Origin of the sequence: Georgenia sp. AZ-5, from assembly GCF_043952095.1 — a bacterium.
Classification (GTDB): Bacteria; Actinomycetota; Actinomycetes; order Actinomycetales; family Actinomycetaceae; genus Georgenia.
This window is the reverse complement of record NZ_JBINOU010000001.1, coordinates 317203-336108: the sequence shown is the minus strand read 5'-3', so window position 1 is coordinate 336108 and position 18906 is coordinate 317203. Positions and strand designations below refer to the sequence as shown.

Genomic DNA, 18906 nt, shown 5'->3' with positions numbered 1-18906 from the left:
GACAAGATGACAACGACGACATCCGGCCCCCGAGCGGCGGGCGCGGCGGCGACCGGCTCGCCGGTGGTCACCGGCATGCGGGTGGTCCCGGTCGCCGGGCGCGACAGCATGCTGCTGAACCTCTCCGGCGCACACGCGCCGTTCTTCACCCGCAACGTGGTGGTGCTGACCGACTCCGCCGGCCGCACCGGCGTGGGCGAGGTGCCCGGCGGGCAGGCGATCACCCAGACGCTGGAGGAGGCGGCCGAGATCGTGATCGGGCGCCCCGTCGCCCACTACCACGCCGTGCTGGGGGAGATGCGGCGCCGCTTCGCCGACCGCGACGCCGCAGGCCGCGGGCTGCAGACCTTCGACCTGCGCACCACGGTCCATGCCGTCACCGCCGTCGAGGCGGCGATGCTGGACCTGCTGGGGCAGTTCCTCGAGGTGCCGGTGGCGGCGCTGCTCGGCGAGGGCCAGCAGCGCACCCGGGTGCCGGTGCTGGGCTACCTGTTCTACGTCGGCGACGCCCGCCGCGCCGACCTGCCCTACCGCACGGAGGACGACGCCGAGGACGCGTGGTTCCGGCTGCGCAACCGCGAGGCCCTCACGCCGGAGGCCGTCGTCGCGCTCGCCGAGGCGGCCCGGGAGCGTTACGGATTCCACGACTTCAAGCTCAAGGGTGGTGTGCTGCCCGGCGACGAGGAGGCCGCTGCCGTCACCGCCCTCGCCGAGCGGTTCCCCGACGCCCGGATCACCCTGGACCCGAACGGCGCCTGGTCCCTCGCCGAGGCGGTGCGGCTCGGCCGCCGGCTGCGGGACGTCCTGGCCTACGCCGAGGACCCCTGCGGCGCGGAGGCCGGCTACTCCGGCCGCGAGGTCATGGCGGAGTTCCGGCGCGCCACCGGCCTGCGGACCGCGACGAACATGATCGCCACGGACTGGCGCCAGCTGGGCCACGCCATCGTCTCCGGCGCCGTCGACATCCCGCTGGCCGACCCTCACTTCTGGACCATGGGCGGCTCGGTGCGGGTCGCTCAGCTCTGCGAGGCGTGGGGGCTGACCTGGGGGTCGCACTCGAACAACCACTTCGACATCTCGCTGGCGATGTTCACCCACGTCGCCGCGGCCGCGCCCGGCGACATCACCGCGATCGACACCCACTGGATCTGGCAGGACGGCCAGCGCCTGACGACCCGGCCGCTGCCCATCTCTGGCGGCGCCATCGACGTGCCCGACCGTCCGGGTCTGGGCGTCGAGCTCGACGAGGACGCGCTCGCCCAGGCGCACCAGCTGTACCTGCGCGAGGGCCTGGGCGCCCGGGACGACGCCACCGCGATGCGGTACCTCGTGCCCGACTGGACGTTCGACCCCAAACGCCCCTGCCTCGCGCGGTGACGGCCACATCGTGATCGTCCCGTCCGGTATTCCGTGACCGGCTCCACCATCTGCACCTAGCAGCACCGACTGTCTGTCCACCGTCGTACAGGGAGAAACCCATGATGAGCACCCCCACCAGCCGCAAGCGCGCCGTCGGCGCGGCCCTCGCCGGACTCACCGCCCTCGTCCTCGCCGCGTGCGGCGGCGTGCAGGGCGGCGCCGGCGCCGAGGAGGAGGCCCCCGACTACCCCACCGAGCCCGTCGAGCTCACCGTGCCGTTCAGCCCGGGCGGCGCCACCGACCTGATCGGCCGGGCCTTCGCCAAGGCCATCCAGGAGCCGCTGGGCCAGCCCATGCCCGTGGTCAACCGCGAGGGCGCCAACGGCGCCGTCGGTGGCAAGGAGGTCCTCGGCCGCGAGGCCGACGGCTACAGCCTCGTGTTCCTCCCGCAGAGCCTCATGGCGATCACGCCCCTCGCGGTCGACGACGCGGACCCGATCGAGCTCGAGGACATGGACATCGTCACCGGCGTCACGCAGGAGGACTACGTCCTCGTCGTGAACGCCGAGACCTCGCCGTACCAGACCATCGACGATCTGCTGGCGACCCCGGGCCTGAGCTACGGCAACACCGGCGTGGGCAGCGGCAGCCACCTGTCCGCGGCGGCGCTGACCACCCTGTCCGGCGTGGAGCACAACACCGTGCCGTTCGAGGGCGGCGGCCCGGCGGTCACCGCGCTGCTCGGCTCCCAGGTCGACGCCGTCTCCACCCAGCTGCTCGAGGCCATGCCGCACATCGAGTCCGGCAAGTTCCGCCCGCTGGTCGTCTTCGCCGCCGAGCGCAGCGAGTACCTGCCCGACGTCCCGACCGCGACCGAGGCGGGCTTCGACGTCGTCGTCGAGCAGCGGCGCTTCGTCGCCGCCCCGGCCGGGCTGCCGGACAACGTGCGCAGCCACCTCGAGGAGTCCTTCGCGACGGCGTTCGAGGACCCGGCGTACGGGGAGTTCCTGGAGGAGAACTACGCCTCCCGCTGGGAGGTCGGCCCGGAGGAGGCCGAGGAGGCGCTCGCCGAGGCCAAGGAGCAGTACGCCACCCTGGTCGACGAGCTCGGCATCGACCTGAAGAGCGGGTCGTGACGACGTCGTCTTCCCCGGCCGGCGGCGCGGACCTCGCGTCGCCGGCCCAGCCGGACCTCTTCCTCTCCCCGGTCACCGACGAGCCCGAGCAGCTGCGGGCCGGCGGCACGGTGCTCGCCGCGGTCGCGGCCGGCGCCGTCGTCGCCGTCGGTGCCGCGGGCACCGCGCTGTCGTGGCAGCTCGGCCTCGGCCGGCTGGGCGACCCGGGGTCGGGCATGTGGCCGTTCGTGCTGGGCGTGGCCATGACGCTCACCGGCCTGGCGCTGCTGCTGCGCGCCCGGACCACCACGGACACCGAGCGGTTCACCCGCGGCACCGTCGGCGTGGTCCTGGGCGCGGCGAGCCTGGTGGCCTTCGGGCTGCTGTTCGAGCTGGTGGGCTTCGAGATCCCGACCGCGCTGCTGCTCGTCGTCTGGCTGAAGGTCATCGGCAGCGAGACGTGGCGGTCGACGGCCGTGATCACCCTCGGGGCGGTCGCCGCCCTCCACCTGGGCTTCGTCGGCGCGCTGAGCGTCAACCTGCCGCACCTCATCGCCTGGTAAGACCGCGCCCGGGTGGTCGGCGCGTCAGCGCCCCGCCCGGCGAGAAGAGGAACCCATGGACATCATTCAGACTGCGGTGGAGGGGTTCGCGGTCGTCTTCGAGCCGCAGAACCTGCTCTTCTGCCTCATCGGCGTGACGGTGGGCATGCTCATCGGCGTGCTGCCCGGCCTCGGCTCCGCAGCCACCATCTCGATCCTGCTGCCGGTCACCTACAGCGTGGACCCCACCACGGCGGTGATCATGCTCGCGGGCATCTTCTACGGCGCCCAGTACGGCGGCACGATCACCTCGGTGCTGCTCCAGCTGCCCGGTGAGGCCTCGAGCGTCGTCACCGCGCTCGACGGCTACAAGATGGCCCGACAGGGGCGGGCCGGTTCCGCGCTGGGCATCGCCGCCATCGGCTCCTTCGCCGGCGGCACCGTGGCGATCCTGGGCCTGACGCTCGTCGCGCCGCTCGTCGCCGGCTTCGCGCTGAGGTTCGGCCCGCCCGAGTACGCCGTCCTCGCCCTGCTCGGCATCCTGCTGGTGGCCACCCTGGGCAACGGGTCGGCCCTGAAGAACGCCGCCGCGGCGACGCTCGGGCTGCTGCTCGCGACGGTGGGCCGCGACCCCCTGCTGGGCGCCAACCGGTTCACGTTCGGCAGCGACCAGCTCGCCGACGGCTTCGACTTCGTCATCATCGCGATGGGCCTCTTCGGCGTCGGCGAGCTGCTCTACAACCTCGAGCACCGCGCCCGCCCGCAGGCCGCGGTCCCCTCCTTTGGCCGGGCGCTGCCGACCCGCGCGGACGTGAAGGAGTCCAAGGGCGCCATCGCCCGCGGCTCGGTGATCGGCTTCTTCCTCGGCGTGCTCCCGGGCGGCGGCGCGGCGATGTCCTCGCTGGTGTCCTACGCCGTGGAGAAACGCACGTCGAAGACCCCGGAGCGGTTCGGACGCGGAGCCATCGAGGGCGTCGCCGGGCCGGAGACGGCGAACAACGCCGCCGCGACCTCCTCCTTCATCCCGCTGCTGACCCTCGGCGTGCCGGCGAACGCGACGATGGCGGTGCTCTTCGGTGCGCTGCTGCTGCAGGGCATCACGCCCGGGCCGCTGTTGATGTCCGAGCACCCCGACGTGTTCTGGGGCGTCATCAACTCGATGTACATCGGCAACATCTTCCTGCTGGTCCTGAGCATCCCGTTGATCGGGATCTTCGTGAAGATCCTCAAGGTCCGCACCGACGTCCTCGCCGGGCTGACCGTGCTCATCGCGATGGTCGGCGTCTACACCGTCCGCAACAACGCCTTCGACATGCTCGTCGTCGTCGCGTTCGGGGTGCTGGGCTACCTCATGAAGAAGCTCGGCTTCGAGCCCGGCCCGCTGGTCCTCGCGTTCGTGCTGGGCAGCCTGCTGGAGACCTCCTTCCGCCAGTCCATGCGCATGTTCGGCGGGGACGCGACGAGCTTCTTCACCCGGCCCATCTCCGGCGCGCTGCTGGCGCTCGTCTTCGTGCTCGTGGTGGTGCTGCCCGGGGTGCGGGCGCTGCGCGCCCGGCGGGCCGCCGCCCCGAAGGACACCGCCGACGCCGGCCGCTGACCGGCACCACCTCACAAGGAGAAGTCATGACCATCGTCGTCGGGCTCGTGCCCACCCCCGCCGCCCGCGCCGCCCTCGACGAGGCGGCCGAGGAAGCGGTGTGGCGCGGCTCCCGCCTCGTCGTCGTCAACGCCGCCCGCGCCGGCGCCTACGTGGACGGCGACCTGCTCGGGGAGGAGGAGCGCGCCGCCATCGCCGAGCGGCTCACCGCGCGGGGCGTGGACCACGAGATCCGCAGCGGCGACGGCGACGCCGACCCGGTCGACCAGATCCTCGCCGTCGTCGAGGAGGTCGGGGCCGAGCTGCTCGTCATCGGGATGCGCCGCCGTAGCCCCGTGGGCAAGTTCCTGCTCGGCAGCGCGGCCCAGCGGCTGCTGCTGGACGCCCGGTGCCCCGTGCTCGCCGTCAAGCACGGCTGACCCCCGGAACATGTCACAGATCCCGGGCACGACGCCGGTGCTGGTGCGGGGCGGGCCCCGGTGGGACGGCGCCGCCCCCGACCCCCGCGCGGCGCGCGTGCTCGCCGCGCTCCGGCGGGAGCTCCCCGCCGACCGGGTGCGCGCGGACGCCGACACGCTCGCGGCGTACGCCGGCGACGCCTCCGGGCTGCTCCCGGCCGGGCCGCCGGCGGCGGTCGCGGCGCCCCGGACGGTCCCTGAGGTGCAGGCCGTCATGCGGATCGCCACCGCGCTGCGCGCACCCGTGGTCGTCCGGGGCGCCGGCAGCGGGCTCGCCGGCGGCGCCACGGCCTCACCCGGCGGCATCGTGCTGACGACCGAGGCGCTGGACCGGATCCTGGAGATCCGCCCGGAGGACGAGCTCGCCGTCGTCGAGGCGGGCGTGGTCACCGCCGCGCTCGACCGCGCGGTCACGCCCCACGGGCTGCGCTACGCGCCGGACCCGGCCAGTGCGGAGTACTCCACGATCGGCGGCAACATCGCCACCAACGCCGGCGGGCTGCGCTGCTGCAAGTACGGCGTGACACGCGAGTCCGTGCTCGCGCTTGACGTCGTGCTGGCCGACGGCACGCTCATGCGGGTGGGCCACCGCACCATCAAGGGCGTCACCGGCCTGGACCTCGTGGGCCTGCTGGTGGGCAGCGAGGGCACGCTCGGCGTCGTCGTCTCCGCCACGCTGCGGCTGCGCCCGCTGCCGGTGGCCACCGAGACCATGGTCGCGTTCGCCGACTCCCTCGCCGCGGTCGGCGGGGCCGTCGAGGCCATCACCCGCGCGCACGTGCAGCCCTCCGCCGTCGAGCTCCTCGACGAGGCGTCGCTGCGCAGCATCGACGACAACCGCGGCACGGACCTGGCGAGCCGCGGGCGCGCGATGCTGCTGGTCCAGACGGACGGGCACGGGGCCGCCGCGGAGATGGCCGAGCTCGAGCGGGTGGTGGCCGCCGCGGGGGTGTCGGCCAGGCGGGTGCACGGCGCGGAGGCGGAGCACTACGTCGAGCTGCGCCGCTCCGGGCGTGGCAGCCGGCGCGACGCCTGGCGCCTCGGCGAGGACGTCGCCGTGCCGCGCTCGAGGCTGGTGGAGATGATCGGCGCGATCGAGGACATCGGCGCCCGCTACCGGGTGGACGTGGGCTGCGTCGCGCACGCCGGGGACGGCAACCTCCACGTCGGCCTGTCCCGGCCGATGCGACCGGGCGAGGCCGAGCCGCCCGCCGCCGTCCACGCGGCCGCGGACCAGGTGGTCCGCACGGCCCTGGACCTCGGTGGAACGGTCACGGGAGAGCACGGGGTCGGCACCCTCAAGCGGCCCTGGCTCACGACCGAGCTCGGTGAGCGACAGCTGGACCTGCAGCGCGCCGTCAAGGCCGCGTTCGACCCGCTCGGCATCCTCGCGCCCGACTCCTTCCTCGCCGTCGAGAAGGGGCCGAGATGACCGCCGTGGGAGGTGCCGCGCCTCATCGGCAGGGAGTTCGACGCGTGTCGCCGTCGGAGTAGCCTGGACCGTGGCGGCGCGGGCGCCGCCACCTGGCGACGGCGGAGCCCCCATGGACCGGACGCACAAGGACGGCCCGGCCGCCCTCCTCCCCGCCACGCGCTGGATGCTCGTGGTGTTCACCGCGCTCACCCTCCTGGGGTTCCTCGCGCTGTTCCCGGCGCCCGACCGCACCGACGAGACCTTCGCGTGGACGATCGCGCCGCCCGCCACGGCGGCGTTCCTCGGCGTGGGGTTCCTCTCCGGCGCGGTGCTCGACGTCCTGGTCCTGCGGCGCGGTCGGTGGGGTGACGCCCGCGTCCCGCTCGCCACGATCCTCGTCTTCACGGTCATCACCCTGGTCGCCACGCTGGTCCACCTGGACCGCTTCCATCTCGCGGCGCCGGGCGGGCTGGCCCGCTTCGCCGCCTGGCTGTGGCTGGTGGTCTACGTCGTCGTGCCGGTGGGGATGGCGGCCGTCATGGTCGCCGAGGCGCGCCGCACCCGCCGGGCCGAGGTGCCGCCTGCGCGCGGCCCGGCCGGTTGGCCGCTGCCCGGCTGGCTGCGCGCCACCCTGCCCGCCGAGGGGCTGGTGATCGGCGTCGTCGGCGCGCTGCTGTTCGTCGCCCCCGCCAACGCCGAGCGGCTCTGGCCGTGGCCGCTGACCCCGCTGACCGCCAGGGCCGTCGCCGCCTGGCTGCTCGCGTACGCCCTGGCCACCGCGCTCGTGACGGCGGAGAACGACCTGCGCCGGCTGCGCACCAACGCCGTCGCCTACACCGTCTTCGGCGGCGGCCAGCTTGTGGTGGCGCTGCGCTTCGCGGGCGACGTCGACTGGGCCCGCCCGGCGGGGACCGGCTTCCTCGCCGCCGCCGCGGCGGTGGCGCTCACGGGGGCCGCCGGCTTCCTGCTGGCCCGCTCCGCAGCGCGGGAACCCGCCGGGCAGCGCCGGCGCCGGCGGGCGTGAGGGACCCGGTCGTGACCGGGCGAGCCTCCCACGAGGCGACCCACGAGGCGACCGGCGACGGCCGGCCGGTGATCCTGCTCGTCAGCCGCGATGCCGCGGTGCGCGGCCCGGTGGGTGAGGAGCTGCGCCGCCGATACCTCGCCGACTACGACGTGCGCGTGCACGAGGGCATGGCGGCCGCGTGCACCGACCTCACGGAGATGGCCGCCCGCTCGGCACCGGTCGCCCTGGTGATCGGCGGGGTGGGCGGCGAGGACGGCGACGGGCTGGAGGTGCTGACCGGCCTCGCGCCGGTGGACCGCACGGCGCTGCGCGTGGCGCTGGTGCGGTGGGGGGACTGGGACGTCGCCCGGCCGCTGTTCGAGGCGATCGGCCTGGGCGCCGTCGACCGCCGCCTGCCCCGCCCGGAGGTGCCCGGCGACGAGCAGTTCCACCGGGCGGTCACCGAGTTCCTCGAGGAGTCGGCGAGCCGGCGCGGGCACGGCTTCGAGGCCGTGCGCCTGATCGGGGAGCACTGGGCGCCGCGCTCGCAGCAGCTGCGCGACCAGTTCACCCGCAACCACATCCCGCACGGCTTCTACGACCACGACTCCGAGGCCGGCCGCAAGCTCCTGGACTCCCTGGGCCTGTCCGACCCCGCGCTGCCCGTGGTGGTGCTGCGCTTCCGGCCAGGGCAACCGGTGCTGCAGGACCCCGGCGACTTCGAGCTCGCCGACGCCTTCGGCATCTTCGAGCCGGTGCGCCCCGACGAGGAGTTCGACGTCGCCATCGTCGGCGCCGGCCCCTCCGGCCTCGGCGCCGCCGTGTACGCCGCCTCCGAGGGGCTGCGCACCATCGTCATCGAGCAGGAGGCCGCCGGCGGGCAGGCGGGCTCGTCGTCGCTGATCCGCAACTACCTCGGCTTCCCGGCCGGGATCTCGGGCGACCGGCTCGCGGTGGCGGCCTACGAGCAGGCGTGGTCCTTCGGCTGCCGCTTCCACTTCCTGCGCTCGGCCCGGGACGTGCGCCGCGACAACGGCTGGTGCCGGGTCGCGCTCACGGACGGCACCGAGGTGCGCGCCCGCGCGGTCGTGGTGGCCACCGGCGCGGCGTACCGGCGCCTGCGCATCCCCGCCCTCGACGCCCTGCAGGGGAAGGGAGTCTTCTACGGCGCCACCGTCTCCGAGGCCGCCGCCATGACCGGCCAGCGCGTGTTCGTCGCCGGCGGCGGCAACTCCGCCGGCCAGGCCGCCGTCCACCTGGCCCGGTACGCCGACCAGGTCACCGTGGTGGTAAGGCGGGCCTCGCTCGTCGAGACCATGTCCGAGTACCTCATCAAGGAGCTCGAGGCGATCCCCAACATCGACATGCGCTACCGCACCGAGGTCGTCGGCGGGGAGGGCGACGACTTCCTGCGCAGCGTCGTGCTGCGCGACCTGGGCACGGGCGCCGAGGAGAGGGCCCCCGGGGTGCTGTTCGTCCTCATCGGCGCCGAACCTCACTCGCAGTGCCTGCGCGAGGACGTCGCGCGGGACCCCGCCGGCTACGTGCTCACCGGGCCGGACGTCATGGCCGACGGCGGGCACGGGTGGCCCGAGAGCCGCAACCCGCTCATGCTCGAGACGTCCATGCCGGGCGTGTTCGCCGTCGGGGACGTGCGCCACGGGTCGGTCAAGCGCGTCGCCTCCGCCGTCGGCGAGGGGGCGCTCGCGGTCAGCGTGCTGCACGCGTACCTGGCGGAGCACCCCACGCTCGGCTGACCCGCGCCCCCAGCTGGCGCGAGCGGTCAGTTACGTCGCGAGCGATCAGTTGCGGCGCGGCCGGTCAGTTGCGGCGCGAGCGCGCCGGGCCCGACACGGCCGGCGCCCGGCTCGCGCGCAGCCCGTTCAGCCCTGGTTCTGCAGCTGCTCAGAGAGGTCGTCGATCGTGCCCCGCAGGGACTCCAGGCCGTCGCGCGTCGCCCCCTCGGCGGAGGAGGAGGCGTTCTCCAGCTTCTCCCGCGCGTCCGCCAGCGCCTGCTCGGCCTCCTGGCGGGCGGCCTCGCCGTCGGTCTCCTCGAGAGCGGCGCGGGCCTTGTCCACCGCGCCCGACGCCGAGTCCACCGCGTCCTCGACGGTCGCGCGGGCGTCCTCCGACGTGATGCCCTCGAGCTGGTCGCGGAGGTCGCCGATGGTCCCCCGCGCGTCCTCGATGCTGCCCTGGGCCCGGTCCACCGCCGAGGAGACCGACTCGCGCACCTCGTCGACGCTCGGCGTCTGGCCGTCCGAGCAACCCGCGAGGACCAGCCCGAGGCCCGCCAGGGCCGGCAGGAGGAGCGGCTTCCGGGAGCGGTCGACCCGCCGCAGCCGGGCCGCGGGGATGGCGCTGATGGGCTTGTCGAACACGTTCGGCTCCTCCTGGTCGGGAGGTCCATTGTGCCAAGCGGGGAGCCTCGCGGCCCGGCGGGCCGGGCCGGGCCCGGGCGGCCGGCGGCCCAGCCGCGCGCCGGGCGTGACATACGCTCGCCACATGAGGACGACGGCGCCGGGCGGGCGCACCGGATCGCCGCTGGAGGCGGTCGACCGCGCCCTCCTGGTCCTGCAGGAGCTGGCGCTCGTGGGGCCCGACGGCTGCGCGCTGGCGGACCTCGCCGCCCGGCTGCGGCTGAACAAGACGACCGCCCACCGCGTGCTCGCCGCCCTGAAGTACCGCGACTTCGTCGTCCAGGACCTCGCCACCGGCCACTACCTGCTCGGGCCCGCCGCCGCCGGCCTCGCCGACCGGTTCTTCGGCGAGGAGAACCTCCCCGCGCTGGTCCACCCGGCGCTCCTCGCCCTCGTCGCCGAGGTCGACGAGCTCGTCCACCTCGGGTCCCTCACCGGCGCCCACGTGCTGTACCTGGACAAGGTCGAGCCCGACCGGGCCATCCGGGTGTGGTCCGCCGTCGGGCGGCGGATGCCCGCGGTGACCACCGCCCTCGGCCGCGCGCTGCTGGCCTACCGCGGCACCGAGCGGGCGATGCTAGACGCGTACGTCCGCGCCACCGACCGCGACGTCGACGCCGAGCACGTCTGGGACGTGCTCGAGCGGGCCCGGGCCACCGGCTACGCGCTGGAGGAGCAGGAGAACGAGCCGGGCATCGCGTGCGTCGCCGTCCCGCTGCTGCGCGGCGGGACGGCGGTCGCCGCCGTGAGCGTCAGCGCCCCCGCCGAGCGCATGACGCCCGAGCGCATCGACTGGCTGCACCAGCGCATGCAGACGGTGCTGCCGCCGCTCCTTCCCAACGGCCTCCAGCTGCCCTCGGGCCCGCCCCGCTGAGTTCCTCGCCGCTCGCAGCCGAAAGATCGCGTCCGCGCAGCTCCGTGCCCCCGCGTTCGGCCGGCGCTGCGCGGAGGGCACCTGCGCCGCGTGCGAATCGCGCCACAACTGGGGCCGGTGGGACAGGTGCAGCGCACTCCGGAGCCGCGGGCCGTCACACGGGCACCAGATGTGGCACGATCTCGCGCGCCGAGGGCGGTGCCTCTGTCTTGGCGGCGGGCGGTGTGCCGGGCGGTCGAGCAGCAAGGCGGCGAGGGTGCGGAGCCAACGCGGCGCCCGATTTTGTCGCTTGGGCCACATGTGGCAGTCTCGTTGCGCTAGACGACACAGACGTTCCGATCAGCGAAATGGGATCCCGTGGACCCGCTCTCGGCCCTCTCCGCCTCACGCCTCGTGCCCGTCGTCGTGCTCGACGACGCGGCCGACGCCGACCCGCTCGCCGCGGCGCTCGCCGCCGGCGGGCTGCCGGTCGCCGAGGTCACGTTCCGCACGAACGCGGCCGCCGACGCCATCGCGGCGATGGCCGCGCGCGGCGACGTGCTGGTCGGCGCCGGCACCGTCGTCACCCCCGAGCAGGTGGACCGGGCCGTCGACGCCGGCGCCGCCTTCGTCGTCTCGCCCGGCCTGAGCCGCGCCGTGGTCGAGCGCTGCCGGGAGCGCGGCGTGCTGCCCCTGCCCGGCGCCGTGACCGCCACGGAGGTCCTCGCCGCCCTCGAGCTCGGGCTCGACACCGTCAAGTTCTTCCCGGCCGGGACCTCCGGCGGCGCCGCCGCCATCAAGGCGCTCGCCGCGCCGTTCGGTGCGGTGCGGTTCATCCCCACCGGCGGCATCGGGCCCGGCAACCTCCACGACTACCTCGGCGTGCCCGCCGTCGCCGCCGTCGGCGGCTCGTGGATGGTGCCGCGGGACCGCGTCGCCGCCGGGGACTTCGCCGGCATCACCCGGCTCACCACCGACGCCGTCGCGCTCGCGGCGCGGGCCTGAGGAGCGCCGGGATGACGAACCTGACCCTGCGCCCCGCCGCCGAGTGCCGCTACGACGCGGTCGCCCTCGGGGAGGTCATGCTGCGCCTGGACCCGGGCGAGGACCGCATCCGCACCGCACGCCACTTCCGCGCCTGGGAGGGCGGCGGCGAGTACAACGTCGTGCGCGCCCTGCGCAAGACCTTCGGCCTGCGCGGCGCAATCGTCACCGCCCTCGCCGAGAACGAGGTCGGCCGCCTCGTCGAGGACCTCGTCCTCGCCGGCGGCCTCGACACCTCGCTGATTCGCTGGGCCGACTACGACGGCATCGGCCGGCGCGTCCGCAACGGGCTGAACTTCACCGAGCGCGGCTTCGGCGTGCGCGGCGCCGTCGGCGTCTCCGACCGCGGCCACACCGCCGCGTCCCAGCTCGCGCCCGACGACGTGGACTGGGACCACCTCTTCGGCGAGCTCGGCGTGCGCTGGCTGCACACCGGCGGCATCTTCGCCGGGCTCAGCGACACCACCGCCGAGACGGTGCTGGCCGCCACCGCCGCCGCCAAGCGGCACGGCACGGTCGTCTCCTACGACTTCAACTACCGGCCCAGCCTGTGGGCCACCCGCGGCGGGCGGGCGCGCGCGCTGGCGGTCAACCGCGAGGTCCTGGGCAACGTCGACGTGCTGCTCGACTTCGCCGCCTACCTCGACCTCGACACACCCCTGGCCGAGCTCGACGACGCCGGCGTCCAGGCGCTGGTCGACCACACCGTGGCCGCCCACCCGGGCGTCAAGGTGCTGGCCACCACCGTGCGCACCGTGCGCTCCGCCTCCGTCAACGACTTCGGCGCCCTCGCCTGGTCGCGCGAGGACGGGCTCGTGCGGGCCACCGACCGGCCCGGCCTGGAGATCCTCGACCGCGTCGGGGGCGGCGACGGCCTGGCCTCCGGGCTGGTCTACGGCCTGCTGGAGGGCGCCGACCTGCGCACCGCCGTCGAGTACGGCGCGGCCCACGGCGCCCTGGCGATGACCACCCCGGGCGACACCTCGATGGCCACCAAGGCCGAGGTGCTCGCGCTCGCCGGCGGGGCCACCGCCCACGCCGTGCGCTGAGCCCCGCGCCACCGCGGCCGCCGGTGCCGACCCCGGCGCACGGCCCCCACGAACCACACGACACATCACCGACCGCGGGACGGGCAGCAAGGAAGCCTCGTCCCCACTTCCTCGAGGAGGACGCATGACCACCCACGACGCGACGGCGACGGACGACCCGCCCGTCGACCAGGCGAACGTCCGCCGGGCCGCCTTCGCCGGCCTGGTGGGCACGGCGCTGGAGCAGTACGACTTCGTCATCTACGGTACCGCCGCCGCCATCATCTTCAACACGCTGTTCTTCCCGGACGTCTCCCCGGCGGTCGGCGTCATAGCCTCCCTCGGCGCCTACGCCGTCGGCTTCGCGGCGCGGCCGCTCGGTGGCCTGTTCTTCGCCCGGTTCGGCGACCGGCTGGGCCGCAAGTGGGTCCTGGTCTCCACCTTGTTCCTCATGGGCATCGCGACCTTCTGCATCGGCCTGCTGCCCAGCTACTCCCAGGTGGGCATCCTCGCCCCGATCCTGCTGGTGGTCTGCCGGTTCCTGCAGGGCTTCGGCGCCGGCGCCGAGCAGGCCGGCGGCGTGACGCTGCTGGCCGAGACCGCCCACCGGAGCAAGCGCGGCTTCTACTCCTCGCTGGTCTTCGTCGGCGCGGCGCTGGGCTCCGTGCTGGGTGCCGTGGCGTGGATCCTCGCCCAGCGCCTCTCCGACGAGGCCCTGATGTCCTACGGCTGGCGCCTGGTGTTCTTCTCCTCGGCGTTCGTGACGATCGCCGCCTACGTCCTGCGCCGCAAGCTCAACGAGTCCCCGGTGTTCCAGGAGACCAAGAAGGCCCGCATCGGCGCCGAGGACACTCCGGTCAAGGACGTGTGGAAGAACGGCCGCCCCAGCCTGATCCGCGTGTTCCTGATCAACATGGGCTCCAACGGGCAGAGCTACATCTACCAGGTGTTCATGGGCAGCTACCTGGTCACCTGGCTGGGCGTGGAGGCGGACTTCATCCCGCAGATCCTCCTCTACGGCGGCATCGGCGCCTGCCTCGCGGCGGTCGTGGCCGGCCGGGCCACGGACGCCCTGGGCCGCAAGCCGGTCATCATCGCGGTGCTGGTCTTCCTGTTCCTCTTCCCCATCCCCGCGTTCATGATGATCGACACCAGGGAGCCCTTCCTCATCGGGCTCGTGGTCGTCATCGGCTTCATGGTGGCCGGGTACGCCACCGTGGGCAGCCAGGGCGCCTTCTACGCCGAGATGTTCGGCTCGCGCTACCGCTACGCCGGCATCTCGCTCGCCCGCGAGTTCTCCTCGGTCTTCGGCGGCGGCATCGCCCCGCTGGTCTCCTCCGCGCTCATCACCTGGGCGTCGGGCAGCTGGTGGCCGGTGGCGATCTACATGATGGCGATGATCGGCCTGTCGATCGTCGGCGCGCTGCTCTCCCCGGAGACCCGCGGGCGCGACCTGCGGGTCGAGACCGATGCGCTCGACAGCCGCCGCGCGGCCGCCGAGGTCGCCGCCGCCTGACCGCGGGCGCTCCGCCCGACGGCGCCGCCGCCTGACCGCCGCCGCCCGACCACGGACCGGCGCGGGCCCGAACCGGGCCCGCGCCGGCCGTAGCCTGCCAGCACGCCGGCCGTCGGCGCCCGAACCAGAGAAGGACCCCATGAAGCTCCTCCTGCCCGACTCCCTGCCCCTGGCACCCACGCTGCCCGCGGGCGTCACCGCCGTCGTCTACGACGCCGCCGCCCCCGTGCCCGAGGAGCACCTCGACGCCGAGGCGCTGGTGGTGTGGGGCAGCTCCCGGGCGGACCTGGCCGCGGTGGCCGGCCGGATGCCCAACCTGCGCTGGGTGCAGACCCTGGCGGCCGGGCCCGACGCCGTCCTCGCCGCCGGCTTCCCCGGCGACGTGGTCGTGACCTCGGGCTCCGGCCTGCACGACGCCACCGTCACCGAGCACGCCCTGGCTCTCACCCTCGCCCTGCTGCGGCGCCTGCCGCAGGCGGCCGCGGCCCAGGCGGAGCACCGCTGGGCCCCGGAGCTCGGCGGCGTCCAGCCGCTGCGCCCGCGCGGCGCGGTCACCACGCTCATCGGCTCCCGCGTGCTGGTGTGGGGCTTCGGCAACATCGGCCAGACCCTCGCGCCGCTGCTGCGCCAGCTCGGCGCCGAGGTGCGCGGCGTCGCCCGGACCGCCGGACGGCGCGCCGGCTTCGACGTCGTCGCCGAGGCGGACCTCGACGCCGAGCTGGCAAGCACCGACGTGCTCGTCATGATCCTGCCCGCCACGCCGGAGACGGCGCGGGCGCTGGACGCGACCCGCCTGGCGGCGCTGCCCGCGCACGCCCACGTGGTCAACGTCGGTCGCGGCACCACCGTGGACGAGGACGCCCTCGCCGCCGCGCTCACGGCCGGCGAGATCGCCGGCGCCGCGCTGGACGTCACCGTCGTCGAGCCGCTGCCCGCCGCCTCGCCGCTGTGGGACGTGCCGAACCTGCTCATCACCCCGCACGCCGCCGGCGGCCGCCCGGTCGGCGCCGACGCGCTCGTCGCCCACAACGTCGCCGCCCTGCTCGACGGCGAGCCGCTGCGCAACGTCGTGGCGCGCTGAGAGGAAGAACTCGTGCGCCTCGCCCGCATCGCCACCCCCGCCGGGCCCCGGCACGCCGTCGCCGACGGCGCCGACTGGGCCGTCGTGGAGGACGTCTTCGCCCGCCCGCTGGTGCCCACCGGCGAGCGTCACCCGCAGGACGGCGCGCGCCTGCTCGCGCCGGTCGAGCCGCGCGTCGTTCTCGGCATGGCGCACAACACCGGCCCGGCCGACCGCGAGCTCCCCCCGCAGGCGTTCATGAAGTCCGCCCGCACCGTCGTCGGCCCCGGAGACGCCATCCGCCTGGACCCGCGCCGCGGCGAGGTGAAGGTCGAGGGCGAGCTGGCGGTCGTCGTGCGGCGGCAGTGCCGGAACCTCGCGCCCGAGGAGGTGCCGGACGCCGTGCTCGGCTGGACGGTGGGCAACGACGTCACGGCCGTGGACCAGGTGGCGCTGGACGAGAAGATGACCCAGTCCAAGAACGGCGACGGCTTCACCCCTCTCGGGCCCTGGGTCGAGACCGAGCTGGACCCGCGCGACGTCGCCATCGAGGTCCGCGTGGGTGACGAGGTCGCAGCCGCCGGCTCCACCTCCGGGCTCGCGCGCGATGTCGTCGAGCTGCTCGTGTACCTCACGGCGCACCTGGACCTCGGCCCCGGCGACGTGGTCCTGACCGGGGCGCCCGGCACCGGCGCGACCGTCGTGCCCGGGGACCGCGCCGCGATCACCCTCGCCGGGATCGGCACGCTCACGAACCCGGTGGTGCGGGCGGCGCTGTAGACCGCCCGCGCCTCGGCTGGCGGCCCGCGGCTCGGCTGGCGGCCCGCGGCTCGGCTGGCGCCCCGCCGCGGGCGGACGGGCAGCCCGCCGCTGGCAGGTCACGGCGCCCGGGAACCTGGGGCGGCGGCCGTTCGTCAGACCTACAGTGGGAGAAGGGCACCGCCCCCGACGACCGAGAGAGTGACCTGCCGTGACACCACTCCCAGCCGAGGCAAGCGCTGCCGCCGAGCTCGCCGACGTGCTGACCACCGTCCTGCTCGTCGTCGGCTCCGTGACCCTCGCCCTGGCCCTCGCCGCCGGGCTGGTGACGTGGTGGCTGGTGCGCCGGGTCCGCCGGTCCCGGGCCTACCGGCGCGGCACGCTGGCGCTGCGGTCGGTGGCGGGGGACCGCACGAGCCGGCACCTGGCGCGGCAGCGTCTCATCCTCGACCGCTCCGTCGAGGCCACCGCGCGCGTGCTCGGCGGCGCGGCGGCCGCGGGCCGGCCGGTCGGGGAGATGTCCGCCGTCGCCGACCGGCTGGCGGAGGCCGCCAGGGCGCTGGACGCCGAGCTGGGCCTCGCCGAGCGGGAGCCGGACCCCGCGCTGCGGCGCTCGCTCTCGGCCGGGCTGGACCCGCGCGTGGCCGAGCACGGCCGGCTCTCGGCGGGCCTGCGCGCCGCCGTGCTCGACGCCCGGCTGAGCGTGGGCGCCGTCCGGCTGCGCGGCGCCGCCGACGACCTCGCGGTCGAGGCCGGCGCGCTGGAGGCGTGGGGCCGCTCCTACCGGACGTCCTACGGCGCCGGCCGCTGAGGCGCGCGCCATGTCGATCACCAGCCGCCTCGGCCGGCTCCTGCGCGACAGGCGGAACGCCGTTCGCGAGCCGAAGCAGGACCCGCGCGAGGCGCTGGCAGCCGCGCAGCGGGCGCAGCAGGACCGGCTGGACGGCGCTCGCCGGGCCGTGGCCGACCTGGCCGCGCAGCGCCGCCGGGTCGAGCTGCTCGCCGTGCGGGAGTCCGACGAGATCGCGCGGCTGGGCCGGCAGGCCGAGGAGGCCGTCGCCCGCGGCGACGACGCCGCCGCTCGGGAGCACCTGCGGGGGGCGATCGTCGCGCGCGAGCGCCGGGAGAAGCTGCAGGCCGAGCGTGAGGCGCTCGACGGGCACGTGCGCCGGCTGCAGCGTTCGCTGGGGCGGGTCGAGGAGCGGGTGGAGGAGTCACGGGTGCGCGTCGCGCGGCTCCGCGCCGGCGAGGACGCCGCCCGGGCCGCGCGCGAGGTGCGGGAGGCCGCCCGCGCCTCCGGGCAGGAGGCGGAGTCGCTCCGGACGGCCGCGCTCCAGGCGGAGCGTGAGGCCCGCCGCATCGCCGCCACAGAGGCCGGGCACGCGGAGCTGGCGTGGTCGGACGCCGACGCGCCGCAGGTGCGCGAGGCGCTCGAGCAGCTTCAGCGCGACCAGGCCGACGCCGAGCGCCGCAGGGGGCATCGGCGGCTGACGCCTCCGCCTCCCGCCGTCGCCGCCGGGAGGCGGATCGCTGGGAACCCGCCAGGGGCCGCCGTGCGGACCGCATCGTTGAGGGCCACCATCCGGACCACACCCTCGAGGACTGCCATCCGGACCTCACTCCCAGATCGCCATCGAGCGCACCCGTGCGGACCAAGTCTCTGGCGAACCTCTGTCAGGCATAGCCTGACGAATGTTTCACAATTACCGTCCCGCGGCGTGCGTGCGCCCGGGCAGGGCGGCCCGCGACGCCGGGCGCCCGGCGCGTTGCGTTTCGGTCACGGATCTTCAGCGCCGACGGAGCACCTGCCTACGCTGGAGCCAGCCGTCGGCGTGGACAGGTGATCACGATGGGAACGGTGCTCGGCACCGAGCAGGCCCCCCGCTTCGATCCGCTTGAGCTCAGCGACGCCCTCTACCGGGACGGCATCGCCGTCGTCCGCGGGGCCTTCCCGCGCGAGTGGGCGTCGGCTCTGGACGACGACCTCTCCGCTGAGTTCATGAACGCGCTCCGGAGCCCCGACGGCGTGGCGCCCCGGGGCTGGAACCGCTTCTACTTCGAGCCCTACGCCGAGCGGGTGCGGGGGTTGCTCGACCTGGTGCAGCACCCGGTCCTGACCGCGCTGGCGGCGGAGCTGTTCGGTCCGGAGTGGCAGGTGGTCGAGCTCGGCTGCGACATCCCGCTGCCCGGCGCCCTGAACCAGCCCTGGCACCGTGACTTCCCCATGCCCGAGTACACGCGCCGCCACCGCCGCCTGACGTCGATCGCGGTGAACGTGCCGTCGATGGACGTCGTCGACGCGCCGTTCCAGGCCGTGCTCGGCACCCACCTGGACGACGCGGACTTCGACGACGGGATGTTCCCGCCCGCCGAACGCGCGGGGGAGCTCGAGGCCCGCATGCAGTCCTTCTACGCCCGGATGGGCAACTTCTCCGTGCGCTCGGGCCTGATGCTGCACCGCGGATCGGCGATGAGCATCCACTCCCGGATGCGGCCCGTGGCCATCGTCGGGATCGTCTCCCCGGACGACGGCGCCGTCGCGGACCGTCTCCGCGACCCGGCCGACCGGGTGCCGCCGCGGGTCCGGATGTCGCGGGAGTACCACGACCGGCTGCCGGCCACCCTCCGCGGTCACGTCTCCGCCGAGATCGTCGCGGAGACGAGGGCGACCCTGCCGCCCCACCGCACCGAGCACAGCTTCGAGGGGCTGCGGATGGGCGGTCCGCACGCCTGAG

General features: G+C 75.1%; 18 protein-coding genes. 17 read left to right on the top strand and 1 reads right to left on the bottom strand.

Annotated features, from left to right (window positions below):
* Nucleotides 1-6: 6 nt before the first annotated feature.
* From gudD to ACF0H8_RS01575, 8 genes are all read left to right on the top strand, one after another.
* Entirely contained in the window at nt 7-1377 is a 1371-nt protein-coding gene (gene gudD / locus ACF0H8_RS01610) for a glucarate dehydratase (protein WP_395287252.1), read from the top strand.
* Nucleotides 1378-1478: 101 nt separating this feature from the next.
* Nucleotides 1479-2495: a Bug family tripartite tricarboxylate transporter substrate binding protein gene (locus ACF0H8_RS01605; protein WP_395287251.1), complete on the top strand. Its 1017-nt coding sequence runs from the start codon at nt 1479-1481 to the stop codon at nt 2493-2495.
* Nucleotides 2492-3037, top strand: coding sequence for a tripartite tricarboxylate transporter TctB family protein (locus ACF0H8_RS01600; RefSeq protein WP_395287250.1), 546 nt, complete (start codon nt 2492-2494; stop codon nt 3035-3037). Before ACF0H8_RS01605 ends, ACF0H8_RS01600 begins: the two co-directional genes overlap by 4 nt.
* A gap of 55 nt (nt 3038-3092) precedes the next feature.
* Nucleotides 3093-4613 (top strand): tripartite tricarboxylate transporter permease, encoded by a 1521-nt coding sequence (locus ACF0H8_RS01595; RefSeq protein WP_395287249.1) that lies wholly within the window; start codon nt 3093-3095, stop codon nt 4611-4613.
* 26 nt (nt 4614-4639) lie between these two features.
* The gene (locus ACF0H8_RS01590) at nt 4640-5032 is read left to right on the top strand and encodes a universal stress protein (RefSeq protein WP_395287248.1); all 393 of its coding nucleotides are present in this window, start codon (nt 4640-4642) and stop codon (nt 5030-5032) included.
* A gap of 10 nt (nt 5033-5042) precedes the next feature.
* The gene (locus tag ACF0H8_RS01585) at nt 5043-6503 is read left to right on the top strand and encodes an FAD-binding oxidoreductase (RefSeq protein WP_395287247.1); all 1461 of its coding nucleotides are present in this window, start codon (nt 5043-5045) and stop codon (nt 6501-6503) included.
* 112 nt (nt 6504-6615) lie between these two features.
* Nucleotides 6616-7509: a hypothetical protein gene (locus ACF0H8_RS01580; protein ID WP_395287246.1), complete on the top strand. Its 894-nt coding sequence runs from the start codon at nt 6616-6618 to the stop codon at nt 7507-7509.
* An 11-nt stretch (nt 7510-7520) separates the two neighbouring features.
* A complete protein-coding gene (locus ACF0H8_RS01575; RefSeq protein ID WP_395287245.1) occupies nt 7521-9248 on the top strand; it encodes an FAD-dependent oxidoreductase in 1728 nt (575 codons plus the stop codon).
* Nucleotides 9249-9374: 126 nt separating this feature from the next.
* Here ACF0H8_RS01575 and ACF0H8_RS01570 read toward each other — a convergent pair whose 3' ends face one another.
* Nucleotides 9375-9872 (bottom strand): hypothetical protein, encoded by a 498-nt coding sequence (locus ACF0H8_RS01570; RefSeq protein ID WP_395287244.1) that lies wholly within the window; start codon nt 9870-9872, stop codon nt 9375-9377.
* A gap of 124 nt (nt 9873-9996) precedes the next feature.
* On the opposite strand from ACF0H8_RS01570, the gene ACF0H8_RS01565 reads away from it, so the two are divergent.
* The 9 genes from ACF0H8_RS01565 to ACF0H8_RS01525 all read left to right on the top strand — a co-directional run bounded on the left by ACF0H8_RS01565 (nt 9997) and on the right by ACF0H8_RS01525 (nt 18905).
* Complete coding sequence (locus tag ACF0H8_RS01565; RefSeq protein ID WP_395287243.1) at nt 9997-10785, top strand: IclR family transcriptional regulator; 789 nt, start codon at nt 9997-9999, stop codon at nt 10783-10785.
* Between the two features lie 357 nt (nt 10786-11142).
* The gene (gene eda, locus ACF0H8_RS01560; protein WP_395287242.1) at nt 11143-11769 is read left to right on the top strand and encodes a bifunctional 4-hydroxy-2-oxoglutarate aldolase/2-dehydro-3-deoxy-phosphogluconate aldolase; all 627 of its coding nucleotides are present in this window, start codon (nt 11143-11145) and stop codon (nt 11767-11769) included.
* 11 nt (nt 11770-11780) lie between these two features.
* Nucleotides 11781-12857 carry a sugar kinase gene (locus ACF0H8_RS01555; protein WP_395287241.1) on the top strand — a complete coding sequence of 359 codons (1077 nt, stop codon included), beginning with the start codon at nt 11781-11783 and terminating at the stop codon, nt 12855-12857.
* A gap of 124 nt (nt 12858-12981) precedes the next feature.
* Nucleotides 12982-14352, top strand: a complete 1371-nt coding sequence (locus ACF0H8_RS01550; RefSeq protein WP_395287240.1) for an MFS transporter — start codon at nt 12982-12984, stop codon at nt 14350-14352.
* A 139-nt stretch (nt 14353-14491) separates the two neighbouring features.
* Nucleotides 14492-15433, top strand: coding sequence for an NAD(P)-dependent oxidoreductase (locus ACF0H8_RS01545; protein ID WP_395287239.1), 942 nt, complete (start codon nt 14492-14494; stop codon nt 15431-15433).
* 12 nt (nt 15434-15445) lie between these two features.
* Complete coding sequence (locus ACF0H8_RS01540) at nt 15446-16192, top strand: fumarylacetoacetate hydrolase family protein (protein WP_395287238.1); 747 nt, start codon at nt 15446-15448, stop codon at nt 16190-16192.
* Nucleotides 16193-16382: 190 nt separating this feature from the next.
* On the top strand, nt 16383-16982 hold the full coding sequence (locus ACF0H8_RS01535; protein ID WP_395287237.1) for a hypothetical protein: 600 nt from the start codon (nt 16383-16385) through the stop codon (nt 16980-16982).
* A gap of 10 nt (nt 16983-16992) precedes the next feature.
* Nucleotides 16993-18015, top strand: a complete 1023-nt coding sequence (locus ACF0H8_RS01530) for a PspA/IM30 family protein (protein ID WP_395287236.1) — start codon at nt 16993-16995, stop codon at nt 18013-18015.
* A 5-nt stretch (nt 18016-18020) separates the two neighbouring features.
* Nucleotides 18021-18905, top strand: a complete 885-nt coding sequence (locus ACF0H8_RS01525; protein WP_395287235.1) for a phytanoyl-CoA dioxygenase family protein — start codon at nt 18021-18023, stop codon at nt 18903-18905.
* Nucleotide 18906 lies beyond the last annotated feature (1 nt).